A 19,018-nucleotide genomic window follows, 5' to 3' on the forward strand; every position below is an offset into this window, starting at 1 on the left:
GATCAGACTTTGAACCGCGATACACCGCCACGCAGGCCGCTTGCCACCTGACTCAACTCATCGATGGCAAAGCTGGCCTGGCGCAGCGACTCCACGGTCTGGCTGCTGGCATCACCCAACTGCGCCAGCGCATGATTGATCTGCTCGGCACCAGTGGCCTGGGCCTGCATCCCCTCGTTGACCATCAACACCCGCGGCGCCAAGGCCTGGACCTGATGGATGATCTGGCTCAGTTGCTCGCCGACCTGCTGCACCTCGAACATGCCGCGGCGCACTTCTTCGGAGAATTTGTCCATGCCCATGACCCCGGCAGACACTGCCGACTGGATTTCACGGACCATCTGCTCGATGTCATAGGTTGCGACTGCGGTCTGGTCGGCCAGACGCCGTACCTCGGTGGCCACCACGGCAAAGCCGCGGCCATACTCACCGGCTTTCTCTGCCTCGATGGCGGCATTGAGCGACAGCAGGTTGGTCTGATCGGCCACTTTGACGATGGTCACCACCACCTGATTGATGTTGCCGGCCTTCTCGTTGAGGATCGCCAGCTTGTTGTTGACCAGATCGGCGGCGCCCATCACCTGATGCATGGTCTCTTCCATGCGTGCCAGGCCTTGTTGGCCGGAACCGGCAAGAATCGAAGCCTGATCCGCAGCGGAGGTCACCTCGGTCATGGTCCGCACCAGGTCACGCGAGGTGGCCGCAATTTCCCGCGAGGTGGCACCGATTTCGGTAGTGGTGGCGGCGGTTTCAGTAGCGGTCGCCTGCTGCTGCTTGGAGGTAGCCGCGATCTCGGTAACAGACGTGGTGACTTGCACCGACGAACGCTGCGCCTGCGACACCAGGCTGGTGAGCTCGCCCATCATCTCGTTGAAGCCGGTTTCCACTGCGCCGAATTCGTCTTTGCGCTCCAGGTTCATGCGCACACTGAGGTCGCCACTGCTGAGTTTGTCCAGGGCATGCACAATGCGTTGCATGGGCGCGGTAATTGCGCGCATCAGCAGCAAGCCGCAAATGGCGGCGGCAATGATTGCCAGCACCAGCGAAATGATCATGCTGAATTTAGCCGTGACCACGGCCTCAGAGATCGAATCCGCCGCGTCTGTGGCCGATTGGCGGTTGCGTTCGATCACGCTGTTCAAGTGATTACGTCCGGCAGTCCAGGCCGGCGTCAGCACCTCGTTGATCAGGCGATCGGCTTCGCTGTACTGCTTGCGACGGTAGGCATCGAGGACCGTTTCGATGGACTTGATGTAGCCCTCTTCGAAACGTACGAACTCGTCGAAACTGGCTTGATCCGCCGGATCCTTGATAGTCCCTTGATAGCTGGCCATGTGCTGTTTCAAGCGCGCTTCGTAGCTCTTGTACAGGTCCATGTCAGCGGTGGTGAGCTCACGGTCATCACTCAAGCCCACCAGCTGCTGGGTCAACACGTAACTGTCGACCCAGGCACTGCGTATCATCGAGCTGTAGTAGACCCCGGGAATGCTATCGGAGCGAACTTCTTCCTCGCCGGCTTCGATCGTCACCAGCCTTGAGTAGGCAGCCACCACCATCAACAGCATGATGGCGATAATCACGGCGAAGCTCGCCAGAATCCGTTGGCGCAAGGTCCAGTTTTTCACAGTCAGCCCTCAAGTGTTCTACGCGCGCAGAAAAATGCGCAGAGTATAGCCTAGGCACTGTGGGCATTTGCGGCTGACTTGCAGGCTGGAATGGGCCAAAAGGCCAGCACTCTGGCCAGTGGCCCGCAATCATTGGCCGATAGCGTGTTTCACCTGATTTTCCAGTTCAACTTTCAACGTCGGATCGAGTTTGAGCTGGCGTGCCAGTTCCTCCAGGTAGGCGCGTTCCATGAAATGCTCTTCGTCCACCATCATGACGCTGGCAATGTACATTTCAGCGGCCATTTCCGGTGTTCTGGCGGCGCGCGCGACGTCGGCCGGGTCCAGCGGCTTGTTGAGTTCGGCGTGCAGCCAGTGCTGCAGTTCCTGGTCGTTGTTGGAAAGCTTGACGAACTCGCCTTCGATCAACGCCCGCTCGCGCTCATCGACATGGCCATCGGACTTGGCTGCCGCCACTAGGGCCTTGAGGATCGCCTGGCTATGCTGCTCGACCTGGGCAGGTGGCAAGCGATCGAGGGTCTGCGGCTCGCCTTGCACGGCAGCGCCCTGCTTGGCCTGCCAGTTGCCGTAGGCTTTGTAGGCCAGCACGCCAAGCGCTGCCAGACCACCATAGGTCAAGGCTTTGCCGCCGTATTTGCGCGCTTTTTTGCTGCCCATCAGCAGGCCCATCGCACCGGCTGCCAACGCGCCGCCGCCAGCGCCAGACAACAAACTGCCCAGGCCACCGCCACCTTTGCCACCCAGCAGGTCGCCTAGCCCACCACTTGCAGATGGTTTGCCGGCAGACGTTTTTCCAGACTGGTTCTGCAGCAGTTCCTGACCGGATTTGAGCAGTTGATCAAGCAAGCCACGGGTGTTCATCGGGCACCTCCTAGGACACGAAAATAATTCCCAAGAGTACTGCCGCAAGCTGAAGCTAAGCTGAATGCATTTGCTTCCAGATGTTGCTCGATGTGTACGAAAAACGACATGGCTGAGTAAGCCATTGCTACATACCCGAAGATCAGCACTACGCTTAAAGCGATGTGCCAGCGCTTTCATGACTGCCCCGATGATAATTTGAACAAGAGGGAACACCATGCTCGTGAACAACACCGCTTTGCTCAGCACCCTGAGTATCGCCTTGCTGGCCAGCGCCAGCCTGCAGGCCGCTGAGCCGCTCAAAGCTGTAGGGGACGGCGAAGGCCAGCTGGATATCGTCGCCTGGCCCGGCTACATCGAGCGCGGGGAAAGCGACAAAGCTTACGACTGGGTCAGCGGCTTCGAAAAAGAAACCGGCTGCAAAGTCAGCGTCAAGACTGCCGCCACCTCCGATGAAATGGTCAGTTTGATGACCAAAGGTGGTTACGACCTGGTCACCGCCTCGGGCGATGCATCACTGCGTCTGATTGCCGGTAAACGCATTCAACCGATCAATACCGCACTGATCCCCAACTGGAAAAACCTCGACCCGCGCCTCAAAGACGGCGCCTGGTACGTGGTTAACGGCCAGGCCTACGGCACGCCTTATCAATGGGGCCCTAACGTCTTGCTGTACAACACCAACGTGTTCAAAACACCACCCACCAGTTGGAGCGTGGTGTTCGAAGCGCAAGACCTGCCAGATGGCAAACCGAACAAAGGCCGGGTTCAGGCCTACGACGGGCCGATCTACATCGCCGATGCCGCGCTGTACCTGAAATCGGCCAAGCCTGAGCTGGGCATTCAGAACCCCTACGAGCTCAACGAAACCCAGTACAAAGCGGTGCTTGAGCTGCTGCGCCAACAGCAGCCACTGATCCATCGCTACTGGCATGACGCGACCGTGCAGATGAGCGATGTGAAGAACGAAGGGGTGGTCGCTTCCAGCTCCTGGGGTTACATGGTCAACACCCTGAAGGCCGACAACCAGCCAGTGTCGTCGGTGATTCCGAAAGAAGGCGCCACGGGCTGGGCCGACACCACCATGCTGCATGCCGAGGCCAAGCACCCCAACTGTGCGTATAAGTGGATGGACTGGTCGCTGCAGCCCAAGGTACAGGGTGACGTAGCGGCCTGGTTTGGATCTCTGCCTGCGGTACCGGCTGCATGCAGCGGTAGCGAGTTGCTGGGAGCCGAAGGTTGCAAGACCAATGGTTTCGACAACTTCGACAAGATTGCCTTCTGGAAAACTCCGCAGGCTGAAGGTGGCAAGTTCGTGCCGTATAGCCGCTGGACCCAGGACTACATTGCGATCATGGGCGGGCGTTAAGGCCCTGTTCGCGGGGCAAGCCCGTTCCCACTGGCCTGTGTGGGAGCGGGCTTGCCCCGCGATGCATTCACCCACCACCGGGAGTATCGCAGCATGACCCTTGCCGTCCAGTTCACCGACGTGTCTCGCAGTTTCGGTGAGGTAAAGGCCGTTGACCGGGTGTCGATCGACATCCGCGACGGCGAGTTTTTCTCCATGCTCGGCCCTTCCGGCTCGGGCAAAACCACCTGCCTGCGTCTGATTGCCGGCTTCGAACAGCCCAGCGCCGGTTCCATCCGCATTCACGGCGCCGAAGCCGCCGGGCTACCGCCGTATCAGCGCGACGTCAACACCGTGTTCCAGGATTACGCCCTGTTTCCACACATGAACGTGCGCGATAACGTCGCCTACGGCCTGAAGGTTAAGGGCGTCGGCAAACAGGAACGCCTGGCCCGCGCCGAAGAGGCCCTGGCCATGGTCGCCCTGGAAGGCTACGGGCAACGCAAGCCGGTGCAACTGTCGGGCGGCCAGCGCCAACGCGTGGCCCTGGCCCGCGCGCTGGTCAATCGCCCACGGGTGTTGCTGCTCGACGAACCACTGGGCGCACTCGACCTGAAACTGCGCGAACAAATGCAAAGCGAACTGAAGAAGCTGCAGCGCCAGCTGGGCATCACCTTCATCTTCGTGACCCATGACCAGACTGAAGCGCTGTCGATGTCTGACCGCGTCGCGGTGTTCAACCGCGGGCGTATAGAACAGGTCGATACACCGCGCAACCTGTACATGAAGCCGGCAACGACCTTTGTTGCCGAATTCGTCGGTACCTCCAACGTGCTACGAGGCGAGCTGGCGGCCCAGTTGAATGGCAGCCAACAGCCCTTCTCGATCCGCCCGGAGCATATCCTGCTGGGCGAACACGCCACGGCAACCGATGACGTGCAGATCAGCGGCCTGTTGCACGATATCCAGTACCAGGGCAGCGCCACCCGTTACGAACTGAAGCTGGACAACGGCCAACTGCTCAGCGTCAGTCAGGCCAACAATCAATGGCAGACCCAGGCTGTGCCCTGGCAACCCGGACAGCGCCTGCAGGCGCGCTGGGCACGCGAAGCCATGACGCCGCTACAGGAAACCGTCGTGGCCGAGGGTCCGTAAATGAACCTGGCCCTGCGACGCTTCTCCAACCTGCTGTACCGGCGCCCCAACCTGTACCTGGCGTTGCTGTTGATACCGCCCTTGATCTGGTTCGGAGCGATTTACCTGGGCTCATTGTTGAGCCTGCTGTGGCAGGGTTTCTACACGTTCGACGACTTCACCATGGCGGTCACGCCGACCCTGACCCTGACCAATTTCGCCGCACTGTTCAACCCGGCCAACTTCGACATCATTCTGCGCACCCTGACGATGGCCATTGCCGTGTCGATCGCCAGCGCCACCCTGGCCTTTCCGATCGCCTACTACATGGCGCGCTACACCAGCGGCAATATCAAGGCCTTCTTCTACATCGCGGTGATGATGCCGATGTGGGCCAGCTACATCGTCAAAGCCTACGCCTGGACGCTGTTGCTGGCCAAAGGCGGCGTGGCCCAGTGGTTCGTCCAGCAGTTCAACCTGGAGCCGCTGCTGCAGTTCATTCTGGGCATCCCGGGCGTGGGCGGCAGTACCTTGTCGACTTCGCACCTGGGGCGTTTTCTGGTGTTTGTCTACATCTGGCTGCCGTTCATGATCCTGCCGATCCAGGCCTCGCTGGAGCGTTTGCCGCCGTCGTTGCTGCAGGCTTCGGCAGACCTCGGTGCCACGCCGCGGCAAACCTTCATGCAAGTGATTCTGCCGCTGTCGGTACCCGGCATTGCGGCCGGTTCGATCTTCACCTTCTCGCTGACCCTGGGCGACTTCATCGTGCCGCAACTGGTTGGCCCACCCGGCTACTTCATCGGCAGCATGGTCTATGCCCAGCAGGGTGCGATCGGCAACATGCCGATGGCGGCTGCCTTCACCCTGGTGCCAATCGTGCTAATCGCCATTTACCTGTCCATCGTCAAACGCCTGGGGGCTTTCGATGCACTCTGAACGCGCATCCTGGGGCCTGCGCCTGGCCGCCTGGGGCGGGCTGGTGTTTCTGCACTTCCCGATCCTGATCATCTTTCTGTATGCCTTCAACACCCAGGATGCGGCGTTCAGCTTTCCGCCCCAGGGTTTTACCCTGAAGTGGTTCAGCGTGGCCTTTTCCCGGCCTGACGTCCTTGAAGCCATCAAGTTGTCGCTGCAGGTCGCCTGCCTTGCGACCTTGATCGCTTTGGTGCTGGGCACCCTGGCGTCAGCGGCGCTGTACCGGCGCAGTTTTTTTGGCAAGGAAAGCATTTCGCTGATGCTGATCCTGCCGATTGCCCTGCCGGGGATCATTACCGGTATCGCCCTGCTTTCAGCGTTCAAAACCCTGGGTATCGAACCTGGGATTTTCACCATCGTCGTTGGCCACGCGACCTTCTGCGTGGTGATCGTCTACAACAACGTCATCGCCCGCCTGCGCCGTACGTCCCATAGCCTGATCGAGGCATCGATGGACCTCGGCGCCGATGGCTGGCAAACCTTCCGCTACATCATTCTGCCCAACCTGGGCTCGGCGCTACTGGCTGGCGGCATGCTGGCCTTCGCCCTGTCGTTCGATGAAATCATCGTCACCACCTTCACCGCCGGGCACGAGCGCACCTTGCCGATCTGGTTGCTCAACCAGCTCAGCCGGCCGCGCGATGTGCCGGTGACCAATGTGGTCGCCATGCTGGTGATGCTGGTGACCATGCTGCCGATTCTCGGCGCTTATTACCTGACCCGCGGCGGCGAAAGCGTTGCCGGCAGCGGCAAATAACATTAGGAGGACCTGAACATGCAAACCCGACTGCTGATTAATGGCCAACTGATTGCCGGTGAAGGCAACGCGCTGGCAGTGCTGAACCCGGCACTGGGCAGTGTCCTGGTGGAAATCAACGAGGCCAGCGAATCCCAGGTCGATGCTGCCGTACGCGCCGCCGACCACGCCTTCACCAGCTGGTCGCAGACCACCCCCAAAGACCGTTCGCTGTTGTTGCTGAAACTGGCGGACAGTATCGAGGCGCATGGCGAGGAGCTGGCCCGCCTGGAGTCCGACAACTGCGGCAAACCCTATGCCGCAGCACTGAACGACGAAATCCCGGCGATTGCCGATGTGTTCCGCTTCTTTGCCGGCGCCAGCCGTTGCCTGGCGGGCTCCGCCGCTGGCGAATACCTGCCCGGGCACACCTCGATGATTCGCCGCGACCCGCTGGGTGTGGTCGCCTCGATTGCCCCGTGGAACTACCCGTTGATGATGGTCGCCTGGAAGATCGCTCCGGCCCTGGCTGCCGGTAACACCGTGGTGCTCAAACCGTCGGAACAGACACCGCTGACCGCCTTGCGCCTGGCGCAACTGGCCGCCGACATCTTTCCTGCCGGGGTGCTGAATATTCTGTTTGGCCGTGGCCCGAGCGTCGGCACGCCGCTGGTCACCCACCCAAAAGTGCGCATGGTGTCGCTGACCGGCTCGATCCCCACCGGCGCCAACATTATTGCCAGCACTGCCGACAGCGTAAAACGCATGCACATGGAACTTGGTGGCAAGGCGCCGGTAATTATCTTCGACGATGCCGATATCGATGCAGCAGTCGAAGGCATTCGTACCTTCGGCTTCTATAACGCCGGGCAAGACTGCACCGCCGCCTGCCGTATCTACGCCCAGAGCGGTATCTATGAGCAGTTCGTGGAAAAGCTCGGCAAGGCTGTGGCCAGCCTCAAGCATGGGCTGCAGAACGATCCGCAAACCGAGCTCGGACCGCTGATCACCGCGCAACACCGCGATCGCGTAGCCGCCATGGTCGAACGTGCCATCGCTCAGCCGCACATACGCCTGATCACCGGTGGCAAGGCCGTGCCCGGTGATGGCTTCTTTTTTGAACCGACGGTGCTCGCCGACGCCCAGCAAGACGACGAGATTGTCCGCCGTGAGGTGTTCGGCCCGGTGGTCTCGGTGACTCGTTTTGACGATGAAGACCAGGCGCTGACCTGGGCCAATGACTCGGACTACGGCCTGGCCTCGTCTCTGTGGACCGGCGATGTCGGACGCGCTCACCGCCTTTCAGCACGCCTGCAGTACGGCTGTACCTGGGTCAACACGCACTTTATGCTCGTCAGCGAAATGCCCCACGGCGGTCAGAAACTGTCTGGCTACGGCAAGGATATGTCCCTGTACGGGCTGGAGGACTACACCTGCGTTCGGCATGTGATGTTCAAACACTAAGGTAAGGAAACCCATGGAAATTACCCGGCGCGACTTCATCAATGGAGTCGCTATCGGCATCGCAGCCGGCCTGACGCCGCTGCAACTGCTGCAAGCGGCCGAAGGCGGCCGCTACTACCCGCCAGCGCTGACCGGCCTGCGCGGCAGCCACGTCGGCGCCTTCGAAGTGGCCCACCAGATGGGCTGGGAGAAGACTACCTTCGATACCGACGCACTGCCGATCAGCGAAACCTACGATCTGGTGGTCGTCGGTGGTGGCATCAGCGGGCTGGCAGCCGCCTTCTTCTATCGGGAAAAACACCCGTCAGCGAAAATCCTCATCGTTGAAAACCACGACGACTTTGGCGGGCATGCCAAGCGCAACGAGTTCAGCGCCGGTGGGCGGATGATTCTTGGCTACGGTGGCAGCGAAGCCTTCCAGTCACCCAATCATCTGTACAGCGCCGAGGTCAACGCGCTGCTGAAAAAGCTCGGAGTCGACATCAAGCGCTTTGAAACCGCCTTCGACCGCAGCTTCTATCCAGACCTGGGTTTGTCACGCGGGGTATTTTTCGACAAAGAACACTTTGGTGAAGACAAGCTGGTTAGCGGCGACCCGACGCCGATGGTGGCTGACGACATCGCGCCCGAGCAGCTTAACGCGCGCTCGGTGCGCGATTTCATCAATGACTTCCCGCTGTCGCCAAGCGACCGGCAAGCGCTGATCGACCTGCACGAAGCGCCCCGCGACTACCTGGCCGGCAAATCGCAGGCAGACAAGACGACCTACCTGGAACGCACCAGTTACCAGGATTTTCTGCTCAAGGACGTCGGTCTGTCAGCGACGGCGGTGAAGTACTTTCAGGGCCGTACCAATGACTTCATGGCCCTGAGTATTGATACGGTAGCGGCGGCAGACGCCTACTACGTTGGCTTCCCCGGCTTTGCCGCCATGAACCTGGAGCCGATCGGCGAGGAAGCCCAGGCGGAAATGGAAGAACCGTACATCTATCACTTCCCCGACGGTAACGCCTCGCTGGCACGCTTGCTGGTACGCAGCCTGATTCCGTCGGTGGCTGCGGGCAACGATATGGAAGACATCGTGCTGGCCAAATTCGACTACAGCCAGCTTGACCGCGCAGGACAGCCGGTACGCTTGCGCCTGAACAGTACCGTGGTCAGCGTGCGCAATCACGAGGGTGGAGTGAATGTCGGCTACAGCCGAGACGGGCAACTGGCCCAGGTGCGCGGCAAACACTGCGTGCTGGCCTGTTACAACATGATGATCCCGTACCTGTTGCGCGACCTGCCCGCCGAGCAGGCCCACGCCCTGAGCCAGAACGTGAAGTTGCCGCTGGTCTACACCAAGGTCATCGTGCGCAATTGGCAGGCCTTTCAAAAGCTCGGCGTGCATGAAATCTACGCCGCCACCCAACCGTACAGCCGGATCAAACTGGACTACCCGGTCAGCATGGGTGGCTATGAACACCCGCGCGATCCGGCGCAGCCCATCGGCTTGCACATGGTCTATGTGCCAACCAGCCCCGACAGCGGCATGAACAGCCGCGACCAGGCGCGTGCCGGCCGTGGGCGCCTGTATGGCACCCCATTCGAAGAACTGGAAACGCAGTTGCGCGAACAACTGCAACGCATGCTCGGCCCGGGCGGTTTCGACCACAACCAGGACATTCTGGCGATCACCGTCAATCGCTGGCCGCACGGCTATGCCTGCTTCACCAATACCCTGTACGACGATCCTGAACAGACCGAGCAATGGATGGAACTGGCGCGCAAACCGTTGGGCAACGTCAGCATTGCCAACTCGGATGCGGCCTGGAGCGCCTATGCCCATGCCGCAATTGACGAAGCCTGGCGAGCAGTCGGAGAACTCACGTAGGAGCGGCGGTGCGGCGATCCGACTTGCCCCGCGATAGCGATTCTTCTGATAGAACGCAATCGCGGGGCAAGCCCGCTCCCACCGGTCAGTTCAGATCAATCGCGCAAATCTGACTCATGAATAGGATTGGCCCGGCTGGTCGCACGCTGATACTGCGCCGGCCAGGTTGCCTTGTTGCCGCCCAGGTCATCATCGGCATGCAATGGCCAATAAGGATCACGCAGCAGCTCGCGCGCCAGGAAAATGATATCGGCCTGCGCCGTACGCAAGATGGTTTCAGCCTGCATCGGGTCGGTAATCATGCCGACCGTCCCTGTGGCAATCCCTGCCTCTTCCCGCACTTTGGCAGCAAACTGCGTCTGGTAGCCTGGGCCGGTAGGAATCTCGGCATTCACCGAGGTACCACCGGACGACACGTCGATCAGGTCCACACCCAAAGCCCGCAAGCGCTTGGCCAACGCCACGGTTTCATCCGGGTTCCAGCCATCTTCCACCCAGTCGGTCGCCGACAGCCGCACAAATACCGGCAATTCCTCCGGCCAGACTTCGCGCACGGCTTCCGTCACCTGCAAGGTCAGGCGAATGCGGTTTTCGAAGCAACTGCCGTATTCATCCCGGCGCTGGTTGCTCAAGGGTGATAGGAACTGGTGCAGCAAGTACCCGTGGGCGGCATGCACTTCAACCACCTTGAAACCTGCTTTCAACGCACGCTGTGCAGCATCGACAAACGCCTGGATAACCTCATCGATCTGCGCCTTGGTCATTTCCGCAGGGGGGGTGTGCTGTGGATCGAAGGCGATCTTCGAGGGCCCGATGGGCAGCCAGCCGCCCTCTTCGACTTTGACACTGCCCGATTTACCCAGCCAGGGCCGATGGGTACTGGCCTTGCGCCCGGCATGCGCCAGTTGAATACCCGGTACCGCGCCCTGGGCGGTTATGAAACGGGTGATACGTTGCAACGGCGGGATCTGTGCGTCATCCCACAGGCCCAGGTCCTGGGCGGTGATGCGGCCATCGGCGGTGACCGCCGTCGCTTCAGTGAGAATCAGCCCGGCACCGCCCACCGCACGGCTGCCCAGGTGAACCAGGTGCCAGTCATTGGCCAGGCCATCGACACTGGAGTATTGGCACATCGGTGAAACTGCAATGCGATTGGGCAAGGTCAGGTGGCGCAGGGTGTAGGGCTCAAGCAGCAGGCTCATGGGGCACCTCTCAAATCAAGTGGTAAGGCTCCAGATGGTTGACCGGCCGACCACAGAATCTTCCCCGCAGGTTCATCGACCAATCATTTTGAGCCTAGACCACTTTGCCCCCGGGGTTAGCGCGGTTCCATATGCGCGATCATCAGCTGTACGCTTTCCTGACCACGGAACTCGTTGACATCCAGCTTGTAGGCCAGCTCGACCCAACGCACGGTCGGGTTGGGCCACACCTCGCGATCGACACCAAAGGCAATGCCGTCGAGCCTGACCGAACCGCACTCGCTTTTAAGCACCACTTTCAGGTGACGTTCGCCCACTACCCGTTGCTCAACCAGTTGAAACACCCCATGAAACAGTGGCTCGGGGAAGTGCTGGCCCCACGGCCCGGCATGGCGCAGGGCACGTGCCAGTTCCAGGTGAAACTCTTCAACCGCCAGCGTGCCATCCGACAACAGTCGCCCGGTCAGGTCGTCTTCGCGCAGTTGCCTGCGTACTTCTTCATCGAACGCCTGGGCAAAGGCCGGGAAGTTGTCAGCCGGCAGCGACAAGCCAGCGGCCATCGCGTGGCCACCGAACTTGCTGATCAGTTGCGGATGACGCGCCGCGACCGCATCCAGCGCGTCACGAATGTGAAAACCCGGCACCGACCGCGCCGAGCCCTTGAGCATGCCCTCACCGGCATCGGCGAAAGCAATGGTTGGCCGGTGATAGCGCTCTTTCAGGCGCGAGGCAAGAATACCGATCACGCCCTGATGCCAGTCCGGTTCAAACAGGCACAGGCCGAAGGGCATCGACTCCAGCGGCAAGTCTTTGAGCTGGGCCAAGGCCTCGCGCTGCATGCCCTGCTCGATGGACTTGCGGTCCTGGTTCAGCTCATCCAGTTGACCGGCCATCTCCCGCGCCAGGTTCGGGTCGTCGCTGAGCAGGCATTCAATGCCCAGGCTCATGTCGTCCAGACGACCGGCGGCATTGAGCCGCGGCCCGAGAATAAAGCCAAGATCGGTAGAGGTGATGCGCGCATGGTCGCGGCGGGCGACCTCGAGGATTGCCTTGAGTCCCGGCCGTGCCCGCCCTGCCCTGATCCGTTCCAGGCCCTGATGCACCAGGATGCGGTTATTGGCGTCCAGCGGCACCACGTCGGCAACGCTGCCCAATGCCACCAGATCGAGCAATTCGCCGATGTTCGGTTGCGCTGCGTTGTCGTAGTGGCCGAGGCTGCGCAGGCGCGCGCGCAATGCCATCAGCACATAGAAAATCACCCCGACACCCGCCAAGGCCTTGCTCGGGAAGGTGCAGCCTGGCTGGTTGGGGTTGACGATGGCATCGGCCAACGGCAGTTCATGTCCGGGCAAATGGTGATCGGTGACCAGCACCTTGAGCCCGGCAGCCTTGGCCGCCGCCACGCCTTCGACACTGGAAATGCCGTTGTCGACGGTGATCAACAACTGGGGTTGGCGCTCAAGGGCAACCTGGACGATTTCCGGGGTCAGGCCGTAACCGTATTCAAAACGATTGGGCACCAGGTAATCGACATGCGCTGCGCCGAGCAAACGCAAACCCAGCATCCCCACGGTACTGGCGGTGGCGCCATCGGCGTCGAAGTCGCCAACGATCAGAATGCGCTGGCGTTCGGCCAGCGCTTCGACCAGCAAGTCGACCGCTGCATCGATGCCCTTGAGCTGCTGGTAGGGCAGCAGGCGTGCCAGGCTTTTGTCCAGCTCTGCGGCACTTTGCACGCCACGGGCGGCGTACAGACGGGTCAGCAGCGGTGGTAGATCGCCGAGAGCGGGCAGGATGGCTGGCAAGGGGCGTGGTTCGATGCGCATGAGGGTTCTTTCGGGGGAGTTGGGTAGGTTATCGCGGGGCAAGCCCGCTCCCACAAGGCCTTCTGTAGGAGCGGGCTTGCCCCGCGATCAGCAGGTCAAGAATCAGCCGCGCTCACCGAGCAACCACTGCAATTGGACTTCATGCTGGCCACGGTCGTCAGTCACGAACACCGTGCCTTCACTGATCATCACGTCCCATTTGATCGCCCGCGGCATGTCGGTGGCCAGGGTTTCCAGGACCTCTTGCGGAACAGCGGCAATGTTCAGGTTCTTGAGGTTCTTCACTGCCGGAATCACCTTGTTTTCCCACACGCGCAGGCTGCCGTAGGCCAGCAGGCTGGTACGCTCGGTGCGGCGCGAACACCAGGTCAGGCGTTCGGCATCCGGTTGACCGACTTCGATCCAGTGCAGGATGCGGTCATCCAGACTCTTCTCCCACAGCGCAGCTTCGTCGACATCCGACAGGCCGCGACCAAAGCTCAGTTGCTCGTTGTACCACAGGGCATACGCCAGCAGGCGCACGGCCATGCGCTCCTCGGTTTCCGACGGATGCCGGGCGATGGTCTGCTTGACGCTTTCGTACACGCCGCGGTCGAGGTCGGTGAGGTTCAGTTCAAACTTGTAGGTGGTGGACGGCTGGGCCATGGACGGGCTTCTTGCGGCAAGGAAAGTCGCCCAGTCTAACCGATCCGCAGGCTCCTTGCGCCGCGGCAGTATCTGCACAGGCGCAGCTGTGATAAAAACGGGAGTTCTGACCAGCTGCCACGGACGCCTTATGCCTACGCCCAGCAAACCCCTCGCCGGCCTTAAAGTCATTGAACTCGGCACCTTGATCGCCGGCCCGTTTGCCTCGCGCATCTGCGCGGAGTTCGGCGCGCAGGTGATCAAGGTCGAATCGCCCGACGGCGGCGACCCGCTGCGCAAATGGCGCAAGCTCTATGAAGGCACGTCACTGTGGTGGTTTGTCCAGGCTCGCAACAAACAGTCGCTGACCCTCAACCTCAAGCACGCCGAAGGCATTGAGATCCTGAAAAAGCTGCTGGCCGAAGCGGACATCCTCATCGAAAACTTCCGCCCCGGGGTGCTGGAAAAGCTCGGGCTGGGCTGGGACACCTTGCACGCCCTCAATCCGAAGCTGGTCATGGTGCGCCTGTCCGGCTTCGGCCAGACCGGGCCGATGAAAGACCAACCCGGCTTTGGTGCGGTCGGTGAATCCATGGGCGGGCTGCGCTACATCACCGGTTTCGAAGACCGCCCGCCAGTACGCACCGGGATTTCCATCGGCGATTCGATTGCCGCGCTCTGGGGTGTAATCGGTGCACTGATGGCCTTGCGTCATCGCGAGGTCAATGGCGGTGCAGGCCAGGTGGTCGATGTCGCCTTGTATGAGGCGATCTTCGCGATGATGGAAAGCATGGTGCCCGAGTTCGATGTGTTCGGTTTTATTCGCGAACGCACCGGCAACATCATGCCCGGCATCACGCCTTCGTCCATTCATACCAGTGCCGATGGCAAGCATGTGCAGATCGGCGCCAACGGCGATGCGATCTTCAAGCGCTTCATGCAAGCGATCGGCCGTCAGGACCTGGCCGACGACCCGGCGCTGGCCAGCAATGACGGCCGCGACCTGCGTCGCGACGAACTGTACGCGGTGATCGACCGTTGGGCCCGTAGTGTGCCGCTGGACACCTTGATGCAGGTGCTCAATGACGCGCAGGTGCCCGCCAGCAGAATCTTCAGCGCTGAAGACATGTTCAGCGACCCGCAATTCCTCGCCCGCGAAATGTTCCTGCAGGCCAAACTGCCCGACGGCAAACCGTTCAAGATGCCGGGGATCGTGCCCAAGCTCTCGGAAACGCCGGGTTCCAGCGAATGGGTCGGCCCGGAACTGGGCGCGCACACCGAACAATTGCTCGGCGAGCTGGGTTATGACGCACCGGCCATCGCCCGCCTGCGTGAGCAGGGCGCGGTATGACACGTCGCAACTAATCCTGTTACCAGCCTGAGGGTGGAGACTCGTACATGAGCAAACGCGGGCGCCTGCGCTGTCGTACGCTGTTGTCACTGCTGAGCTGTACCTTGCTGAGTGCCATTCCCGCTGCGGCCTGGGCCAAGGAGCGCATGCTCTGGGTGCTGCGCGACCTGCCGCCCCTGACCATTTTCGAAGGCTCGAGCAAAGGCCAGGGGGTGGTGGACCAGCTGCTGCCCCTGCTGATCGAGCAGATGCCCGAGTACGATCACAGCATCATCCGGGTCAATCGCGCACGCGGCAATCAAATGCTCCAAGAGCACCGACTCACCTGTGACCCTACCCTGCTATGGACCCCGGAGCGCGCGCAGTATGTGCATTTTTCACAGCCGAGCCTCGGGGTGCTGAGCAGTGGGTTGGTGGTCCGTAAGCAAGACCAGCCACTGCTCGCGCCTTACGTGAACAATGAGGAGGTCGACCTGCGTACACTGCTTGCCGGTACGCCGCTGAAACTGGGGGTGGTTGCCGAGCGCAGCTACAGCCCTCCGGTGGACGCCCTGCTCAAAACCCTGCCCACCGAGACGCTCAGCCGCCACTACGGCAATGATGCAGTCAGCAACTTGCTCGAGATGCAAAAGCGCCAGCGTCTGCAGCTGTTGCTGGGCTATTGGCCAGAAGCGCGTTACCTGATTCAGCAACAGGGCTGGCAAACCAGCGACTACCGCTTTTATCCCATTCAAGGCGTGGCCCGTTACCAGTTCATCCACGTCGGCTGCGCCGATACGCCATTGGGGCGTGAAGCCATCGGCCATATCAACCAACTGCTCACGTCACTGCGCCGCGATACATTGCCAAACCTGTACGCACAGTGGCTGGACCCGAACCTGCGTGAGCGCTATCTGCAAGACAGCCAGCAGTTTTTCCCCGATTCGCCATGAGCAGGCAAAAAGAAGCCCCGGACGTTGGGGAGACCGCCCGAGGCTAAATCGAAGTCTGATGGGACTTCATCTGACTGTTGAGGAGCACCGGAGCAAAGCGCCGCTCAACTGTCCTTGCATGCTCTGATTGCTGGCTGCGCTAAAGGTTCCTTCGCAGTCATCGTGCAAAGCACTTTCATTGCGAGTGGCGATCCACTCGAGCAACGCCTCCCCCGGCATTGGCCGGGCGATGAAGTAGCCTTGCAGGACCGGCTGCCCCAGTGCCTTGATCGCCTGCAGGTCGTCAGCAGTTTCCACGCCTTCAACGACCACGTTCAGGTTCATGCGCTGCGCCATGATCAAGGCACCGGCCACCACGGCGGCCTTGCGGCCATCCTGGCCCATGCCGCGAACGAACTCGCTGGGCAGCTTCAACTCGCTGAAGGGTAATTCGAGCAGACGCTGCATATTGGATTCGCCCATGCCAAAGTCGTCGATAGACAACTGGCAGCCCAGAATGCGCAGATGCAACAAGCCTTCAAGCTGACGATCATTCAATGTGCTGCCTGCAGTTTCGACAATTTCCAGGGTCAAGTCATTGGCCGCAACCGCATGGCGTTGCAACGCGGCCTTGACCTGCTGATGAAAGTCTTCGCGCAGCAACAGTTGTGGAGCAATATTGACCGCCACCGGCAGAGCTTTGCCAGTCGATGCTTGCACTTGTGTGCTAAATGCCAGCGCGTGGTCCAGTACATGCCAGCTCAAGGTGTCAATCAGGTCGGCGCGTTCAAACAACGGAATGAACTGCGCTGGCGACAAGGTCCCCAGGCGAGGGTGCTGCCAGCGTACCAGCGCCTCAGCGCCGACCAACGCGCCGTCCAGGGCAACCTTGGGTTGGTAGTGAACAACCCACTGCTCTTTACTGTGCGCCAGTTCGGATGCGCTCAGGTCCAACAGTTTTTTTGGAAGCTGCACAGTGGCAGGCTGAGGCTCGCCAGGCGCCTGCTGCAGATAACGGCGCAACAGCTGGTTCAGGAGCAGGCAACTGGCCGGCTTTTGCACGCTGCCCAGTACAGTCAGGCCCATCTGCTCAGCCAGCGCCGCTACACCGTCGATCACACTCATCTCAGCGCTACTCAAAATGACCAGCGCACGGGCCAGGTTGTTTTCGGCCAGGTGGCGAATCAATTGCAGGCCGTCTGCACCTTCGATCTGCAAGTCGCAAATGGCGATATCGACCGGTCCCCGATGCGCTAGCGCCTCGCAGGCGACCGCCACGGACTCTGCGGTCAGCACGTCAAATACGCCGTTGGCATTGAGCATCTGATGCAAGGCCATCAGTTGGAATGGGTGATCCTCCAGAATCAGGACCTTGAGTGAGCGCATGTGCTTTACCCCACTGTTGCAGTCAGGCGTCACTCTAGACAAACGGTTTATTGCTACCTATCAGAAATTTCCTAAAGTTGTGAAGGACGAATCTAACTGCGTGGGACCGGGCTTGCCCCGCGATGCGATGTGCCTGGCAAATCGCAATCGCGGGGCAAGCCCGCTCCCACCGCCAAAAAAAAGCCCGTCAGTGACGGGCTTCGTTCGGCTCGATCAGAGCGGCTTGCCACGGTTGCCATGCTGGCTGACAAAGGCCTGTACCGCCTTGAGGTCGTTGGCCAGCACCGTGCACTTCTCTTCACGGGAGAACAGGTCGCTCAAATGCGCTGGCAACTCCAGCGCCTTGCCGACACCGGCCTTTTCCACCGCTTCAGGGAACTTGACCGGATGCGCGGTACCCAGCACCACCATTGGCGTATCCAGGCTGCGGCGGCATTCGCGGGCGGCTTTAACGCCGATGGCGGTGTGCGGATCCAGCACTTCACCAGTCTGGGCGAAGACTTCAGCGATGGTTTCGCAGGTTTGCGCGTCGTCTACGGCCAGCGAGTCGAACAGCTTGCGCGCTTCGGTCCAGCGATCTTGTTCGACGCTGAAACCGCCACCTTGCTTGAAGCTGTCCATCAGACCGGCAATGGCTGCACCATTACGACCGTGCAGGTCGAACAGCAGGCGCTCGAAGTTGGACGAGACCATGATGTCCATCGACGGCGACAGGGTCGCGTGCAGGGTTTCCTTGACGTACTGATTGCCGCTCATGAAGCGGTGCAGGATGTCGTTGCGGTTGGTAGCGACGATCAGCTGGCTGATCGGCAGGCCCATGTTGCGCGCCAGGTAGCCAGCGAAGATGTCGCCGAAGTTGCCGGTAGGTACCGAGAACGCGATCGAACGCGCCGGGCCACCCAACTGCAGGGCTGCGTGGAAGTAGTAAACGATCTGGGCCATGATCCGCGCCCAGTTGATCGAGTTGACCGCCACCAGGCGAGTGCCCTTGAGGAAGCCCTGGTCAGCGAAGCTGGCCTTGACCATTTCCTGGCAGTCGTCGAAGTTGCCTTCGATGGCGATGTTGTGGATGTTCTCACCGAAGATGGTGGTCATCTGCCGGCGCTGAACTTCCGACACACGCTGATGCGGGTGCAGGATGAAGATGTCGACGTTGTCGCAACGACGGCACCCTTCGATGGCGGCCGAACCGGTGTCGCCACTGGTGGCGCCGATGATCACCACGCGCTCGCCACGCTTGGCCAGCACGTGATCGAGCAGGCGACCGAGCAGTTGCAGGGCAAAGTCCTTGAACGCCAGGGTCGGGCCATGGAACAGCTCCAGCACCCATTCGTTGCTGTTCAGCTGACGCAGCGGCGCGACGGCGGCGTGAGCGAACTCACCGTAGGTTTCTTCGAGGATTTTCTTGAAATCGGCATCGGCAATGCTGCCGGTGACGAACGGGCGCATCACCCGGAATGCCAGCTCGTGATACGGCAGGCCAGCCCAGGAAGCAATTTCTTCTTGCGTGAAACGTGGCAGATTTTCCGGCACGTACAAGCCGCCATCGCTGGCCAGGCCTGCAAGCAGGACGTCTTCGAAATTCAGGGCCGGTGCCTGGCCGCGGGTACTGATGTAGCGCATGTGTGCAAACCTTTATGTGAGCTTCAAGTTTCAAGCTTCAAGCCGCAAGTCCCCGTTATCGGGCGTTACCTTGCAG

15 protein-coding genes are annotated in these 19,018 nt (G+C 60.8%); 8 read left to right on the forward strand and 7 right to left on the reverse strand.

Features of this window, described 5'->3' with window-relative positions:
* Window positions 1–2: 2 nt before the first annotated feature.
* Both ACVWSC_RS22845 and ACVWSC_RS22850 read right to left on the reverse strand, forming a co-directional pair.
* Complete coding sequence (locus ACVWSC_RS22845; protein WP_442114359.1) at window positions 3–1,565, reverse strand: methyl-accepting chemotaxis protein; 1,563 nt, start codon at window positions 1,563–1,565, stop codon at window positions 3–5.
* A 189-nt stretch (window positions 1,566–1,754) separates the two neighbouring features.
* Window positions 1,755–2,486, reverse strand: a complete 732-nt coding sequence (locus tag ACVWSC_RS22850; protein ID WP_442109315.1) for a tellurite resistance TerB family protein — start codon at window positions 2,484–2,486, stop codon at window positions 1,755–1,757.
* Window positions 2,487–2,703: 217 nt separating this feature from the next.
* Between ACVWSC_RS22850 and ydcS the strand changes: the two genes are divergently transcribed.
* The 6 genes from ydcS (at window position 2,704) to ACVWSC_RS22880 (ending at window position 10,019) form a co-directional block, all read left to right on the forward strand.
* Entirely contained in the window at window positions 2,704–3,855 is a 1,152-nt protein-coding gene (ydcS, locus tag ACVWSC_RS22855) for a putative ABC transporter substrate-binding protein YdcS (RefSeq protein ID WP_442109316.1), read from the forward strand.
* A 93-nt stretch (window positions 3,856–3,948) separates the two neighbouring features.
* The gene (locus ACVWSC_RS22860) at window positions 3,949–4,989 is read left to right on the forward strand and encodes an ABC transporter ATP-binding protein (protein ID WP_442109317.1); all 1,041 of its coding nucleotides are present in this window, start codon (window positions 3,949–3,951) and stop codon (window positions 4,987–4,989) included.
* Window positions 4,990–5,904 (forward strand): ABC transporter permease, encoded by a 915-nt coding sequence (locus tag ACVWSC_RS22865; RefSeq protein ID WP_442109318.1) that lies wholly within the window; start codon window positions 4,990–4,992, stop codon window positions 5,902–5,904.
* The gene (locus tag ACVWSC_RS22870) at window positions 5,894–6,700 is read left to right on the forward strand and encodes an ABC transporter permease (RefSeq protein WP_442109319.1); all 807 of its coding nucleotides are present in this window, start codon (window positions 5,894–5,896) and stop codon (window positions 6,698–6,700) included. The genes ACVWSC_RS22865 and ACVWSC_RS22870 overlap by 11 nt, the downstream gene beginning before the upstream one ends.
* A gap of 18 nt (window positions 6,701–6,718) precedes the next feature.
* On the forward strand, window positions 6,719–8,143 hold the full coding sequence (locus ACVWSC_RS22875; RefSeq protein WP_442109320.1) for a gamma-aminobutyraldehyde dehydrogenase: 1,425 nt from the start codon (window positions 6,719–6,721) through the stop codon (window positions 8,141–8,143).
* Between the two features lie 13 nt (window positions 8,144–8,156).
* Window positions 8,157–10,019: an NAD(P)-binding protein gene (locus ACVWSC_RS22880; protein ID WP_442109321.1), complete on the forward strand. Its 1,863-nt coding sequence runs from the start codon at window positions 8,157–8,159 to the stop codon at window positions 10,017–10,019.
* Between the two features lie 95 nt (window positions 10,020–10,114).
* Here ACVWSC_RS22880 and ACVWSC_RS22885 read toward each other — a convergent pair whose 3' ends face one another.
* From ACVWSC_RS22885 to ACVWSC_RS22895, 3 genes are all read right to left on the reverse strand, one after another.
* The gene (locus tag ACVWSC_RS22885) at window positions 10,115–11,221 is read right to left on the reverse strand and encodes an NADH:flavin oxidoreductase/NADH oxidase (RefSeq protein ID WP_442109322.1); all 1,107 of its coding nucleotides are present in this window, start codon (window positions 11,219–11,221) and stop codon (window positions 10,115–10,117) included.
* 116 nt (window positions 11,222–11,337) lie between these two features.
* A complete protein-coding gene (recJ, locus tag ACVWSC_RS22890; protein WP_442109323.1) occupies window positions 11,338–13,047 on the reverse strand; it encodes a single-stranded-DNA-specific exonuclease RecJ in 1,710 nt (569 codons plus the stop codon).
* Window positions 13,048–13,149: 102 nt separating this feature from the next.
* Window positions 13,150–13,692 carry a YaeQ family protein gene (locus ACVWSC_RS22895; protein ID WP_442109324.1) on the reverse strand — a complete coding sequence of 181 codons (543 nt, stop codon included), beginning with the start codon at window positions 13,690–13,692 and terminating at the stop codon, window positions 13,150–13,152.
* A gap of 130 nt (window positions 13,693–13,822) precedes the next feature.
* Between ACVWSC_RS22895 and ACVWSC_RS22900 the strand changes: the two genes are divergently transcribed.
* Both ACVWSC_RS22900 and ACVWSC_RS22905 read left to right on the forward strand, forming a co-directional pair.
* Window positions 13,823–15,022, forward strand: coding sequence for a CaiB/BaiF CoA transferase family protein (locus tag ACVWSC_RS22900; RefSeq protein WP_442109325.1), 1,200 nt, complete (start codon window positions 13,823–13,825; stop codon window positions 15,020–15,022).
* Window positions 15,023–15,069: 47 nt separating this feature from the next.
* Complete coding sequence (locus ACVWSC_RS22905; RefSeq protein WP_442109326.1) at window positions 15,070–15,954, forward strand: TIGR02285 family protein; 885 nt, start codon at window positions 15,070–15,072, stop codon at window positions 15,952–15,954.
* A 66-nt stretch (window positions 15,955–16,020) separates the two neighbouring features.
* Here the strand turns inward: ACVWSC_RS22905 and ACVWSC_RS22910 are convergent, their stop codons facing one another.
* Both ACVWSC_RS22910 and thrC read right to left on the reverse strand, forming a co-directional pair.
* Window positions 16,021–17,319, reverse strand: a complete 1,299-nt coding sequence (locus ACVWSC_RS22910) for an EAL domain-containing response regulator (protein WP_442109327.1) — start codon at window positions 17,317–17,319, stop codon at window positions 16,021–16,023.
* Window positions 17,320–17,532: 213 nt separating this feature from the next.
* A complete protein-coding gene (thrC, locus tag ACVWSC_RS22915) occupies window positions 17,533–18,942 on the reverse strand; it encodes a threonine synthase (protein WP_442109328.1) in 1,410 nt (469 codons plus the stop codon).
* Window positions 18,943–19,018: the final 76 nt, after the last annotated feature.

The sequence above is a fragment of the Pseudomonas sp. NUPR-002 genome (assembly GCF_056322725.1).